The organism is Brevundimonas terrae, from assembly GCF_011761985.1.
In the GTDB taxonomy this organism is placed as follows: domain Bacteria; phylum Pseudomonadota; class Alphaproteobacteria; order Caulobacterales; family Caulobacteraceae; genus Brevundimonas; species Brevundimonas terrae.
Genome location: NZ_JAASQT010000004.1, coordinates 14,998 through 28,014, shown reverse-complemented (window position 1 = coordinate 28,014; position 13,017 = coordinate 14,998). Strand labels below are relative to the sequence as shown.

The 13,017-nt window shown below is 59.7% G+C and carries 15 protein-coding genes and 3 tRNA genes; 4 read left to right on the top strand and 14 right to left on the bottom strand.

Going from position 1 to position 13,017, the window contains the following annotated elements:
• Window positions 1–28: 28 nt before the first annotated feature.
• From FHS64_RS10400 to FHS64_RS10390, 3 genes are all read right to left on the bottom strand, one after another.
• Entirely contained in the window at window positions 29–589 is a 561-nt protein-coding gene (locus FHS64_RS10400; RefSeq protein WP_167178153.1) for a DUF2497 domain-containing protein, read from the bottom strand.
• 212 nt (window positions 590–801) lie between these two features.
• Window positions 802–2,382: a TolC family outer membrane protein gene (locus FHS64_RS10395; protein ID WP_167178152.1), complete on the bottom strand. Its 1,581-nt coding sequence runs from the start codon at window positions 2,380–2,382 to the stop codon at window positions 802–804.
• 140 nt (window positions 2,383–2,522) lie between these two features.
• On the bottom strand, window positions 2,523–3,152 hold the full coding sequence (locus FHS64_RS10390) for a protein-L-isoaspartate O-methyltransferase family protein (RefSeq protein ID WP_167178151.1): 630 nt from the start codon (window positions 3,150–3,152) through the stop codon (window positions 2,523–2,525).
• 128 nt (window positions 3,153–3,280) lie between these two features.
• Between FHS64_RS10390 and FHS64_RS10385 the strand changes: the two genes are divergently transcribed.
• Window positions 3,281–3,354, top strand: a tRNA-Cys gene (locus FHS64_RS10385).
• Window positions 3,355–3,472: 118 nt separating this feature from the next.
• On the opposite strand, the gene FHS64_RS10380 is transcribed toward FHS64_RS10385, so the two are convergent.
• Window positions 3,473–4,285, bottom strand: a complete 813-nt coding sequence (locus FHS64_RS10380) for a TrmH family RNA methyltransferase (RefSeq protein ID WP_167178150.1) — start codon at window positions 4,283–4,285, stop codon at window positions 3,473–3,475.
• A 124-nt stretch (window positions 4,286–4,409) separates the two neighbouring features.
• On the opposite strand from FHS64_RS10380, the gene FHS64_RS10375 reads away from it, so the two are divergent.
• Both FHS64_RS10375 and FHS64_RS10370 read left to right on the top strand, forming a co-directional pair.
• Window positions 4,410–4,484: transfer RNA gene (locus FHS64_RS10375), tRNA-Asn, on the top strand.
• A gap of 157 nt (window positions 4,485–4,641) precedes the next feature.
• Window positions 4,642–4,716: transfer RNA gene (locus FHS64_RS10370), tRNA-Asn, on the top strand.
• A gap of 57 nt (window positions 4,717–4,773) precedes the next feature.
• Here the strand turns inward: FHS64_RS10370 and FHS64_RS10365 are convergent.
• Together FHS64_RS10365 and FHS64_RS10360 are read right to left on the bottom strand one after the other, a co-directional pair.
• Window positions 4,774–5,199: a DUF1801 domain-containing protein gene (locus FHS64_RS10365; protein WP_167178149.1), complete on the bottom strand. Its 426-nt coding sequence runs from the start codon at window positions 5,197–5,199 to the stop codon at window positions 4,774–4,776.
• Window positions 5,200–5,215: 16 nt separating this feature from the next.
• On the bottom strand, window positions 5,216–5,557 hold the full coding sequence (locus tag FHS64_RS10360) for an excalibur calcium-binding domain-containing protein (protein ID WP_167178148.1): 342 nt from the start codon (window positions 5,555–5,557) through the stop codon (window positions 5,216–5,218).
• A 97-nt stretch (window positions 5,558–5,654) separates the two neighbouring features.
• Here FHS64_RS10360 and FHS64_RS10355 point away from each other — a divergent pair, with 97 nt between their 5' ends.
• Complete coding sequence (locus FHS64_RS10355) at window positions 5,655–6,404, top strand: DUF72 domain-containing protein (RefSeq protein WP_167178147.1); 750 nt, start codon at window positions 5,655–5,657, stop codon at window positions 6,402–6,404.
• 178 nt (window positions 6,405–6,582) lie between these two features.
• On the opposite strand, the gene FHS64_RS14400 is transcribed toward FHS64_RS10355, so the two are convergent.
• The 8 genes from FHS64_RS14400 to FHS64_RS10315 all read right to left on the bottom strand — a co-directional run bounded on the left by FHS64_RS14400 (window position 6,583) and on the right by FHS64_RS10315 (window position 12,877).
• Window positions 6,583–7,077 carry a DUF805 domain-containing protein gene (locus FHS64_RS14400; protein WP_167178146.1) on the bottom strand — a complete coding sequence of 165 codons (495 nt, stop codon included), beginning with the start codon at window positions 7,075–7,077 and terminating at the stop codon, window positions 6,583–6,585.
• 183 nt (window positions 7,078–7,260) lie between these two features.
• The gene (gene tenA, locus FHS64_RS10345) at window positions 7,261–7,938 is read right to left on the bottom strand and encodes a thiaminase II (RefSeq protein WP_167178145.1); all 678 of its coding nucleotides are present in this window, start codon (window positions 7,936–7,938) and stop codon (window positions 7,261–7,263) included.
• On the bottom strand, window positions 7,938–8,579 hold the full coding sequence (locus FHS64_RS10340) for a TenA family protein (protein WP_167178144.1): 642 nt from the start codon (window positions 8,577–8,579) through the stop codon (window positions 7,938–7,940). Before FHS64_RS10340 ends, tenA begins: the two co-directional genes overlap by 1 nt.
• A gap of 126 nt (window positions 8,580–8,705) precedes the next feature.
• Window positions 8,706–9,530, bottom strand: a complete 825-nt coding sequence (locus FHS64_RS10335) for an MBL fold metallo-hydrolase (protein ID WP_167178143.1) — start codon at window positions 9,528–9,530, stop codon at window positions 8,706–8,708.
• A gap of 4 nt (window positions 9,531–9,534) precedes the next feature.
• On the bottom strand, window positions 9,535–10,314 hold the full coding sequence (locus FHS64_RS10330) for a TatD family hydrolase (RefSeq protein ID WP_167178142.1): 780 nt from the start codon (window positions 10,312–10,314) through the stop codon (window positions 9,535–9,537).
• A gap of 3 nt (window positions 10,315–10,317) precedes the next feature.
• A complete protein-coding gene (locus FHS64_RS10325) occupies window positions 10,318–11,298 on the bottom strand; it encodes a DNA polymerase III subunit delta' (protein WP_167178141.1) in 981 nt (326 codons plus the stop codon).
• On the bottom strand, window positions 11,295–11,918 hold the full coding sequence (gene tmk, locus FHS64_RS10320; RefSeq protein WP_167178140.1) for a dTMP kinase: 624 nt from the start codon (window positions 11,916–11,918) through the stop codon (window positions 11,295–11,297). Before tmk ends, FHS64_RS10325 begins: the two co-directional genes overlap by 4 nt.
• A gap of 41 nt (window positions 11,919–11,959) precedes the next feature.
• Complete coding sequence (locus FHS64_RS10315; protein ID WP_243862928.1) at window positions 11,960–12,877, bottom strand: septal ring lytic transglycosylase RlpA family protein; 918 nt, start codon at window positions 12,875–12,877, stop codon at window positions 11,960–11,962.
• Window positions 12,878–13,017 lie beyond the last annotated feature (140 nt).

Below are 13,017 nucleotides of genomic sequence, written 5' to 3'. Positions count from 1 at the left end.
ATCATTTAATATCTGGTGGCGTCAAAGGCTAGTTCGCACTGCGGGCAATACGCTCGACTTCCTTGCGAACTTCGCGCTCGACCAGAGCCGGAAGATTGGCATCCAGCCACGATTTCAGCATCGGACGCAGCATGTCGCGCACCATGCCCTCAACCGTATTGCCGCTATCGAACGGCATGTTCGGCACATCCGACATAGCCGGACGGCCAACCGAAGCAGCCAGACCGGCAAACGCCGTGGCCGCATTGGCCGCGGTCGTGTCACTGACCAGACCGCCATCGGATACGGGGAAATCTTCTACCGGATAGTCCTCGATGGCGACTTCCGGTTCAGGCTCGGCCTCGGCTTCGTAAACCGGCACGCCGACATCCAGATCACCGATGACCTCGGCCTGCGCCGCTTCGTAAGGCTCGGTAAGTTCCAGAACCTCGTCCTCGACTTCAAAGTCAGGTTCGGCCACGACTTCGGCAACAGGTTCAGGCGCAGCCTCGGCAGCGGTTTCCGCAGGCGCGTCGTCTTCAGAGATGATCCGGCGGATAGACGCCAGAATCTCTTCCATTGTCGGTTCCTGAGTGGTCTGATCGGTCATGGCGAGCCTTAGATGCCTCAAGTCAGCGATTGTGCTGCCGCGTAACAGAAACCTAAAGTTTTAAGAAAACGGGAATCGGCAGCGCGCGTATCAGTTGTTCCAGTCTTCGTCGCATCATCCCAGAGCAGAATCAACGGGCGTTTCTCCCCTAATTGGGGATGGAGGGCATTAAGCTGCCCTACCCGCGATCTGGAATGCAGCGTTGAAAACCCTTACGGACGTGGTGCCGTCCGCACGATCTCACCCTTGAGTTCACGGTCAACCGGCGCGTCTTCAATGTCTGCTGGCGGAGCGATACGCGGTGCCCCCAGAGCATCGATAGCCTCGACCACACCATCCCACGGCAGAGCGCCGCGCGTGCGAACCGAGCGATAGTTCGCTTCGGCATCATAGGCTTCCAGCATCGGGTCCAGCGACGGGCCGCTGAGACGGCCCATAGCCGACAACAACTGGGCCTGAGCCACGTAATAGTTACGACGCGCCGAGGCCAGCGACACCTGCGCGTTGCGCAGTTCCAGTTCCTGGTTCAGCACATCAAGCGTGGTGCGAAGCCCAACCTGAGCCTCCTGACGCACGCCCTCTGCGGCAACCGATGCCGCACGCACAGCCTGCTCTACCGCTTGCAGCGACGAACGGGCCGAGGCCGACTGGGCATAGGCCGAGCTAACCGACTGGAGCACGTTACGACGCTCGCCCTCGATATTGATCTGGGCAGCATTGGCGCGTTCCAGTGCCTGCGCAACACGCGAACGGTTCAGACCGCCCGTGAACAGCGGCACAGAAATCTGGGCCCCTGCCGTGAAATTCGTATTGGCCGACAGGTCCGCGTTCGAGAACTCGTTGGAAGTGCCACCATAGGATGCCGTCAAACGGGCATTCGGGCGGTATTCCGCACGCGCCGCCGCTACGTTGGCCTCGGCAGCCGTAAGGCTGTGCTGAGCGGCCAGGAGGGTCGGGTTATTGACCAGACCTTCATCCAGCGCCGCATCAAAATCTGTCGGCACGTTCGGCAGTAGCGGCAGGTCTTCCAAATTGCTCGGCGACTGGCCGACAACCGTTGCATAGGATGCACGCGAAACCGAAAGCTGGGCCTGTGCCTGTGCCAGATCGGATTCCGACTGCGCCAGACGGGCTTCGGATTGCGCCACGTCGGTACGGGTGATTTCACCCACTTCGAAACGGGCGTTCGATTCATCCAGTTGGCGACGCAGAACCTGCAGGTTCTCCTGACGTACACGCAGGACTTCCATGTCGCGCAGCACATCGGCATAGGCCTGAATGACCGACAACATGACGCGCTGTTCTACATCGCGCAGGTTTTCACGACCCGCCAGAATATTGGCATCTGCCGAAGCAATGGCATTACGGGTGCGCCCGCCCGACCACAGGGTCTGGGACAGTTGCACCGTGGCCGACAACGAATCCGATTCGCGCGATCCGCCCACCGTGCTCGTACCACCAGGGATAGTGCCCGTCGCATCCGCCACACCGTCACCGTCGAGATCGATCGGCAGGATTGTTGCGCCTGTGGTGGTCGTTACGCGATCACTGTCGCTGTGCTGATAGTTGGCACCGGCTGAAACGCTGAGGTTCGGACGAAGGCCCGCTCGGGCCTGAACTGTGGTTTCGTCCAGCGCGCGCTGATTGGCGCGTTGCGCCAGCAGGGTCGGATTGGTGCGATAGGCCAGATTGACCGCATCACGCAGGGATTCGGCCATGGCCGGACCGGATAGTCCGCCCACAATCAGAGAGATGACAGCCGCCGAAGCCAGAACGCGAGAGCGATTCAACATAAAACCTGTTCCTGTCTGCCCCAACGGGGTCATCCATGATGCCTAACACCGGTGTAGATGGCTGCAAGCGGCCATCTACGCCAGTTAAGTTTTTTTCACGCAGGTTACGCTTGGTTCCGTCGCCCCCGTGACGGCTATTTTTAAAGCGCAAACGCCGGTGCAGGAGCCAGCTCGCCCAGAATATCGGGGGCAGCATCAAACAGCTCGCGGCGCGAAACGGCTTCTTCGCCCTTCACATAGAGCACAGCCTTGCCCGCCGGACCGGTACGCTCGACCACGACCAGACGGCCATTCGGGGCCAGGGCAGCGATCCATGCATCCTGACGCGCCGGTACGGCGGCCTCGGAAACGATCACGTCATAACCTTCGCCCGACACCTCGGTCAGAGGCGCAACGACAGTTTCGACGCCATAATCAGCCAGAGCTTCGCCCGTGACGGCAAACACGTCTGGGTTCGAATCCTGCACCGTGACGTTGAGGCCCATCTTGGCCAGAACAGCCGCCGCATAGGGGCCGACCACAACCAGTGCTTTTTCACCGGCCTTGGCTTCGGCACCTTCCAGAAGCTTGCCCATATCACGCGGCAGCATCAGACGACGGTCAGCGGTAATTTCCGGCATGACATCGGCATAGGCCGAGAAGGCGCGCTCCGGCGCACAGAAACGCTCACGCTCGACGCTACCCATAGCGGCGTGCAGTACGCGGTTCGTCACGTCATTTACGCGGACTTGCGAGTCCACCATAACCTTGCGTGCTGCGACGAAATCCATGTTTCAGAGTCCTTAGAAGGCGACAAAGGCAAAAAATCTGTCGCGCTTATAAGACTCTACGTTGCGATCCGCAAACTAATCAGGTAGTCACGCCTTCCTCGCAGCAATGCAGCGCCCCTCGGGGCTGCGGCCTGATGGCGGAGTGGTGACGCAGAGGACTGCAAATCCTTGCACCCGGGTTCGATTCCCGGTCAGGCCTCCACTGCTGCGATAACGAAAAAGCCGCCCTTCGGGGCGGCTTTCTTTTTGCCTGTTACCCAGTAGTGGCGGGCATTCGGGCGCATTTTAGCCCCGCCCTATCCTCACCTCGAAGACGGCATTTACCCAAACGCCATCTGATGCAGAGCGATTCCGCTGGTGACCGCCACATTCAGAGAATCAAAGCCACCAGCCATGCGGATTCCCACGGGTAGGCATTGGTCTATGACCGCTTGAGGCAAGCCCGGTCCCTCGGAACCCAATAGAATCGCCGTGCGCGGTGACGGGCGGTAGTCGGCCAACTGCATTTGCGCGGACGGGGTCAGGGCCAACACCTCGTAACCATTGGCCTGTAGCCGGGTGACGATCTCGCCTGATGTCGGTTCACGCACGATGGGTGTCCGCAGCACCGCCCCCACCGAAACGCGGATCGCCTTGCGGTAAAACGGATCACAGCACCCCGCATCCAGAATCACGCCTGCGGCCCCGAACGCTGCCGCATTACGGAAAATGCCGCCCATATTGTCGTGATTGCCGATGCCACTGGCGACCACCAAGATTCGGCGTTCATCCGGTTTTGCACCCAGCCGGTCCAGCATGAGGTCGAGCGACATCATCTCAGGCTTTCGGCCAATCGCCAGAATGCCGCGATGCAGATCAAAGCCCGCGATCCGGTTCAGCACTTCCTGCGAAGCCAGATAAACCGGCACATCATGCGGTGCCTGCTCCAACAGAGGCCGCAATGTCTCCCAACGCTTTTCGGCAATCAGGATCGCCTCCGGCTCACACAGGCTTGCGGGCGACAGCAATACATTCAGCACCACCTCCCCCTCGGCAATAAACAGCCCCTCGCGCCCCGTCAGGTCGCGTTCCTTGATGTCTCGAAACGGTTGAACAGCAATGTGGTCGGGGTCGGTAATCAGGATCGGCGTCATAGACTTCAGCCTAGCGCATCAAGCCGGATCGGCAGTGAATGAAATTTCCTGACCATTTCTGCATTTTAGCAGTTGCATGAATCAAAAGCCGTGCGCTATACGCCCCTCTCCCTCGGGGCAGTGTTCCGCGGTAGCTCAGCGGTAGAGCAGCCGACTGTTAATCGGCTGGTCGTAGGTTCGATCCCTACCCGCGGAGCCAGCCCCGAGTGGTTTACGAAATGCGCCCTTTGTGGCGCATTTTTCGTATCCGGCTTCCAAAACAGCTCATTGATCAAAGATTTTTCTCTTTTAGATCAAGTCCTAGCTTGCAGGAATCAAATCCACGCTGCTATAGACCCCTCACCGAGAGGCAATGGTCCGCGGTAGCTCAGCGGTAGAGCAGCCGACTGTTAATCGGCTGGTCGTAGGTTCGATCCCTACCCGCGGAGCCACTCTTCTTGGGAATGCAAAAAGCGCCGCTTCATGCGGCGCTTTTTTCGTATCCGGCTTCAGCAACCGTGACCAAAACCATCATGGTCCGCCGCGTCATAGGTACAACGGATAATCTCTTCCAGAACTGCGCGATCTACATCGGCCAGCTTGTTCAGATAAAGACAGGCTTTGGAGCGTTTGTATTTGCCGAGCCGCTCCAGCATCGCCTCGTAATCGGCAAAGCCTCCGACATACAAAACCAGCTTGGCCGCACGGGGTGAAAATCCCACGCGGCACATATCGCCTTCATGCCCGCTGGCATATTTGTAGTGATAGGTACCGAAACCGACGATGGACGGCCCCCACATCACGGCGGGTTCGCCCGTGATGCGCTCCATCATCTGGCGCACCTCATGGCCGTCGGCGCATCGCTGCGGATGCTCCACCTCATCCAGAAACGCATCTACGCTTACGCCTGTCGGTTTGGTTTTAGCCTCGGCCATAGGTTTCTCCCGCTCTTCAGCGTTCGCAGCCTACACCATCCCTGTCGCGATCCAGATGCGAACCATAACCTGGCTGGCCACGTCGCACAGGTGCCGCGCCCGCCGCACGGGCTTCACTGCAATTGGCAAAATAACGCGTGCGGGTACCGACACCCACGCCGTTCCCCGCCAGACTTCTGGGTTGGCTGCTGGTCCCACCGGATGATCGGCCAGATCCGCCACCCGAGCGATGACAGTGATAGCCGCCATTGCGTCGGTCATTATGGCATCCTTCGGCATTCAAACCGCCCGGATGCGCCATAGCTACCGGAGCCGCCATCAGTGCCGATAGCCCCGCTACAACCGCAATCAGTTTCATCACTTCCCTCACCTTCTGAATCGCCATTCACACACACCCATGCCTAAGATGGCGTTAGGCATCAGGCTGAACAAAGCCTTGGCGGCAGGAGCGCACCATGACGGGCAAAACCCATATCGGTATCGGCGGCTGGACGTTCGAGCCGTGGCGCGGCCCCTTCTACCCAGTCGGCCTCGTTCAAAAGCGCGAGCTGGAATATGCCGCCTCCAAACTGACCTCGATCGAGATCAACGGCACATATTATTCCACCTTCAAGCCCGATAGCTGGATGAAGTGGCGCGACGAAACACCGGAAGGCTTTGTGTTTTCGGTCAAGGCCAGCCGCTATTGCACCAACCGCAAGGTGCTGTCCGAAGGCGGTGAAAGCTTTGAGAAGTTCCTGTCACAAGGCCTGCCCCTGCTGGGCGACAAACTCGGCCCCATTAACTGGCAGTTCATGGGCACCAAAAAGTTCGATCCTGTCGATTTCGAGGGCTTCCTGAAACTGCTGCCCAAGGAAAAGGACGGCGTGCGCCTGCGCCACGCTTTAGAGGTCCGAAACCCGACCTTTGCCTGCGAAGAGTTCTATGACCTCGCCCGCAAATACGGCGCGGCTATCGTCTATGCCGTCGATGACGAAGAACCCACCTGGCCGGAAATCGACGAGCGCACCGCCGACTTCACCTATGCCCGCCTGATGTCCAGCCGCGAGGATGAACCCACCGGCATGACCGATGCTGAACTGGATGCCATCGCCAACAAAACCCGCCAATGGGCCAAGAACGGCGACGTCTTTGCCTATTTCATCTCCGGCGCAAAAGTCCGCAATCCAGCCGCCGCTATGGCCCTGATCGATAAGGTGAAATAGTCTGGCAGTCGCAATTTAGTTTACGGCTGTTCTCGAACCTTGGCGGACTTTCAGGCTGTCTGGTTCCGTGCATTTCTAGATCGCTGTCCGTCTCTTGAGGACACAGGACAAAGAGCGCTTGCGACCCCAGAGCTGACATTGATGAGGATAGCTATTCTCAAAAACCGCAGATGCTAGTCTAGGTGCGCGGCGGTCGGAAATTATTCGGCATCGGCGAGTTAAAACCAAACATCGACTTAGGTACCGGCCCCCATCGATTTTCCTTGGGATCGCCAGCCCGGAGGCCAAACTGGATCACCATCCATGCCATTGCTGCTAGAAGTAGCCCATAAGCCCAAGCCGGATGAAACGGTGGGCGCAAGTCCAGGACCGACAAAATAAAACCGGAGGCGATGAAGGCGACGCTATATAGTGCGTAAAGCCAGAAGGACCAGGAACTGCCATCTCGATCACGAGCGCGCCTGACGGTCGCGACCTTCTGGGCCCATATGGTGGCAGCCATGATTATAGCAATGCCAACTGCTATTCCAATCACCTGCGGGAGCGCTGCTTCAGACAAGCGCTGCCTTTCAGTTAAGACCACACCGGCCAGCACCTCTTGCGCACGCGCTCCAGCGAAATTCGCTCCGAAGAACCAAAACCACCATTCAAGTCGTCCAGCTCTACTGCCCATCACTGATTATTGCCCCGCTTGTTCAAGGCACATCAAAAACCATTGTTAGGCATAGAGCAAGGTCCGCTTCCCACCCTTAGCAGCCATATTAGTATGCCCGCTTTCAGAACACCGAACATCAAGACGAACAAAGGGCGGAGGCGCCAGAAACATGCGCCTCCGCCCTCTGATGTTTCAGCCGCTTTAGGCCACCTTGGCTTGAGCGCCCAAGTCCAGACCCATCTGCCAGAAGGCGGCCTCTAGACGCGAGGCCATGCCGAAGATCTTCACCAGTTCGGTGAAGCGTTCTTCCGAGACGCCGCGCTGGGCCAAGCGATCCAGTGTTGCGCGGGCGGCGGTGGCGGCGGACTGGAAGCCCTCGCCAGCATATTCACCGATCCATTCACGATACGGGTGATCGGCCAGAGCCTCTACACCGTTCGGGGCCAGCGCCTTGCCGATTTCTGCATAGCCAATAACGCAAGGGCTGAGGGCCACATGCAGGTCCAGCAGATCGCCCGACATGCCGCAATCCAGCACATAGCGCGTATAGGCCACATTGGCCGGATGCTCCTCCTCGGCCTCGACCGCTTCGGCCGACAGACCCCAGCGTTCGCACAAGCGAAGATGCAGGTTCATCTCGTTCAGAATGGCCGACAGCGTGTCCTGCGCCGCCTTCAAATCCTGAAGCGTGCGCGCCTTATAGGCTGCCAAAGCCCAAGCGCGGCTGAAATGGATCAGGAACAGATAATCCTGCACCAGATAGGCTTTGAATGCCTCATGCGGCAGGGTGCCGTCGCCCATGCCGCGCACGAATTCGTGGTCCACATAGGACTGCCAGTCATCATGGGCAGCCGCTTTCAGGCGGTCGAAGAAATCCATTACGCATCTCCCTCATAAGCGGCATCAAAGAAGGCCAGTTCCAGATCGACCGCACGACGGAAAAAGTCGCGGGCGACCTCGGCCTCGGCGGGACCAACGCGGTCCAGTTCGCCCTTCAGGAAGGTAACGAAGTCCACAAAGAACGGGTTGTCGTGCAGGACAATCCATTCCGAATGGATGAAGTTTTCGGGCATCGGGCCATCAAGACGTTGCGCCCAGTCCAGATAAAGCCCTTCGGCCACGTTCAGCACGGCCATAATGGCGGCATAGGAACGCGTGGCCGCAGCTTCTTTCATCAGGGCCTTGAAGCCCGCCGTTGGTGCAGCATCAGGGATGTCATGGCGTTCATCGCCAATACCCAACGCCGCGAACGAGCGGATGAAATAGTCGTTCTCGTCGCTGCATACCATGCCGAGAAAACGGCCCAGACGCAGGCGGCTCTCGAACTGGTCCGCCGAGGCCACAGCCGCACCGACCAGCGTCACAAAGGCATCAATGAAACGGTGGTCCTGAACCAGATAGCGGCCCATCACCTCGTCCGAGATGGTCCCCGCCAGAAGTTCATCGACATAACGGTGCTTGACGCAACCATCCCAACCCGCTGCGTTTTCCAAACGCAGACTTTCGACAAAGCCGGACATTCCTCACTCCCAACTGCCCTGCTCGGCTCCCAAACGGGAATCGCAGATGGCCTATGGGGTCGCACCTATAGAAACGCAGGTAAAGCCATCGCCCTGGCAGGTAACGAGAGTTGTCCGGCCGACGGTTTAAGCCAGCGGAAAACGAGCCGACCAGCCGTCAAATCCGGCCTCGACACCTGCAGGCAGACGCTTGTTCAGCGCCTCATAATCCATGTCGATATGCAGATTGGTCAGAACCGCGCGTTTGACGCCCGCATCAGCGATCCAGCCCAGTGTCTTGTCCAGATGGGCATGGGTCGGGTGCGGGTGGTAACGCAACGCATCCACGATCCACAAATCCGCCCCGCGCACGGCCTCGATAGCCGCCTCGTCCAGATCGGAAACGTCCGGCGAATAGACCACACCGCCCGTGCCGTTATGGCCACCAATGCGATAGCCAACCGCGCGGATATTCCCGTGCGCCTGATCAAAGGTCACGACCGGCACGGCCCCGCCTGCTCCGTTCACCGACCAGCGCGTTCCGTGCGGCGGGATCAGATGGGCCTCGGCAATGGCCGGATAGTTGTTCTGGAACTCGAACACATAGCCGAACCGCGCCATCAAGGAGTCATAGGTGGCCTGATCCAGCCACACCGGAATACGCTGGCCGCCCTGAATGAAGAACACGCGGATATCGTCAATGCCGTGGGTCTGGTCTGCATGGTCGTGGGTATAAAGAACAGCATCCAGGTGCTTTACCCCCGCCATCACCATCTGCTGCCGAAACTCCGGCGAGGTATCGACCACCACATTCGTCACACCATCCGCACCCATACGGCGGAACAGGGCCGACGAGCGGGTGCGGAGATTGCGCGGATTATGCGGATCGCAGACGCCCCAGTTGCCATCGCCGCGCGGCACGCCGCCCGACGATCCGCACCCCAGAATGACGACTTCCAGCTCATCCGCCATAGCGTTACGGCCTCGGAATAGAATGGAACAGACCAAAGAAGGCGTCTGTCGTCAGACGATCCGCCTCCTCGGGTGACCAGCCACGCACCTCGGCCAGTTTAGACAGAACGTGGCTGATATAGGCCGGTTCATTCCGACGCCCGCGATACGGGATCGGTGCCAGATACGGACAGTCGGTTTCAACGATGATCCGGTCATTCGGCATGATGCGGATCACCTCGCGCACATCCTCGGCGGCCTTGAAGGTGGCAATACCCGATACCGAGAACCAAGCGCCGAGATCACGCGCAAGATCAGCGAGTTCCATGCCACTTGTGTAGCAGTGCATCAGGAATTTAAACGGCCCGATGGCCATCTCTTCCTTTAGAATTTCGGCACAGACCTCATCGGCTTGGCGCGTATGCACGATCAACGGCAAGCCTGTCTCGCGCGCAGCGATAATATGCTGGCGGAACACATTGGCCTGAATGTCGCGCGGGCTGAGATCATAATGGAAATCAAGGCCGCACTCGCCAATCCCGACCACACGGTCACGTTGGGCCAGTTCGATCAGGGTATCGGCCTTCAGGTCCGCATAGTCCTTGGCCTCGTGCGGGTGAACACCCACCGTGCACCAGATATCCGAATGCGCCATAGCTAGCGCGTGCGTCGCCTCGAAGGTCGACAGCTTGTCCGAAATCTCGACCATCATCTCCACACCGGCCTCACGGGCGCGGGCAATGACCTCGTCGCGGTCCTCGTCGAACTGCGGGGCGTGTAGGTTGACGTGACTATCGATCAGCATGGTTCAGTACAAAGCCTTGGTACGCGCGATGTCTGCCAGTGCGCCCAGCAGCACATCACCTTTATCCATATTCAATCCGGCGGCCCGTTCAGGCATTTCCGACAGACGGCCCCACAGTTCTGCCCAGCGCGCTCCCTCGCGTCCGCCCGTTTCCGCAGCATGACGTTTAACTGTGGCAATCAGGCGATCCATCAGTGCGTCAAAACGTACCGCGCCTTCCGCGCCACGGAAACTGCCCGCAATATCCAGCTGTTCTTTACGGTCCAGCCCCGCCCCTTCGACGATCATGCGGGCCAGTTGATCCATCTCGAACAACGGCCCCGACGCAAGACTCAAGGCAGCACCGGGCGAGCCACCGGCCATAGAGGCCGCATTCTCGGCCTCTTCCCACGAAACCTGCGTACTCTGCTGGACCAGTTCGGCCAGTTTCGCCTCGGTCCAGACCGGAAAGCTTAAACGGCGGCAACGTGAACGGATGGTCGCCAGCAACCGTCCCGGCGCATGGGTCACAAGGAACAGCACACCGCTTTCAGGTGGTTCCTCAAGAATTTTCAACAAGGCATTGGCAGCATTGATGTTTAGATCATCAGCCGCATCAATGATGGCCACACGGTGCTTGGCTTGCGAGGGGCTCTTGGAGAAGAACTCGGGCAGTTGGCGGGCCTGATCGACCGAGATGGCCTTCTTGGTCTTGCCACCCTCGACAATACGTTCCAGCACCAGAAGATCAGGATGGGCCTGTGCCGCAATCAGGCGACTGACCGGATCGTGGGGCGATGCCCCCAACGGCCCGCGCGATGGATCAGCAGCCGCGCCCAAAAGGCGACGCGCTGCACGATAGGCAAACGTTGCCTTGCCCGCCCCCTCGACACCGCACAGCAGCCACGCATGGTGCAGACGCCCGCGACCAAGCGCATCAAGAAAGGCTTCTTCCGCCTTCAGATCGGGAACAAGGTCGTAACGGTCGCGCGGATGCTCGCTCAAAGCAGCCGCTCCTCCACCACGGCCCACAGCCGCTCGGCAACCTCTTCAACCTCGCCGGTGGCATCCAGCACCACACAACGCTCGGGATGGCGTTCAGCCACAGCAAGGAAACCCTCGCGCAGCTTCTGGTGGAATTCCAAGCCCTTGGATTCAAATCGGGTTTCAAACAGACCACGACCAAAGGCACGTTCAAGCCCCACCTCGACCGGTATATCGAACACAACCGTCAGGTTCGGCTGATTCTCACCAACGACGTGCTCATCCAGAGCTTCTATCAGGCTATCGGGCGCACCGCCGCCTGCGCCCTGATAGGCGCGGCTGGAATCGGCAAAGCGGTCACAGACCACCCATTTGCCTTCTTCCAGCGCAGGCAGAATCTTGCGCTCCAGATGGTCCGAACGGGACGCATACATCAGCAGAGTTTCCGTCCGCGCCGACCAGCGCTCGGCATCGCCGGAAACCGCGATGGCGCGGATCTCCTCTGCCCCGGGAGAGCCTCCCGGTTCGCGCGTCTGCACGGTGTCTATGCCACGCTCACGCAGGCGCTCAGCCAGCAGGCGCGCCTGCGTGGTCTTACCGGCACCTTCGCCGCCCTCGAATGTAATGAATCTGCCTCGCACGGGCGCACAATGGCCGCGCCCGCGCCGGAAGTCACCCCGATTCAGTCGGCTATCAACAAGGCATCGGCAAAACCACGTGCGATGATGGCCTGGCGCAAGCGCTCGGCCCCTTCCCGATCCGTACGGGAGCCAACAATCACGCGATAAAGTGTGCGTCCGTTTCGCTCGAAACTTTCCACAACTGCATCACCGCCAACCCGACGCGCAATGCCATCGGCAAAGGCGCGCTCTTCAAACGTTATGACCTGAACGCGGTATGGACCACTGGCCTGGACCGGTACAGATGCAACCGGCGGCGTGTAAACCGGTGCCGGAACAGGCACAGGAACTGGTTGCGGTACCACGAGCGGCGCGTCACGCGTCGGCATCAAGGGCGGCAAGGGCTGATCAGGGATCGGCACATCACGGCGCGTACGCGGATAGTTCGGTGTCGAGGCGGGACGCGAAGTCGTCCGCGGGCGCGTCGTCTGGCGCGGTTGTTCACGAACGACCTCATTATAGGGTCGCGCCGTTGACGAAGGTGCACGAGGTGCCGGAGCTGCCCGTTCCGCCGGTTGGCTCGCGACGCGGCTACCGACATCGGCCAATCGCATTCCCCCACCCGATCTAGGCGCACGCCCCGCATAGCGGACCCGCACCTCGCCCACGCCCTGATTCAGCAGGCCCAGCGCATCGGCCGCTCCACGCGACAGATCGATGATGCGGTTGTCCACAAAAGGCCCACGATCATTCACGCGCAACAGCACACGCCGCCCGTTGGCCGGATTGGTTACCTCGACCATGCTGGGCAGCGGCAAGGTTTTGTGCGCCGCCGTCAGGGCATTCATATCGAACCGCTCGCCCGTCGAGGTCGAACGCCCGTGATGATATTGTCCGTACCAGGACGCCTGACCCGTTTCATTATAATCCGGCTGCTCGGCCGGTCGGTAGGTACGCCCCCGGATCGTATAAGGACGCATCGTTCCCGACACGAAAGGCGCTGCATCACTGACCGAGGGAATATCCCGCGGCAACGCCCCGGCCTTGCCTCCACCTGACGACGCACAGGCTGAAAGCGTGACCAAGGCCGACAGCATCAAGACAGCGCGCAACGCACTTT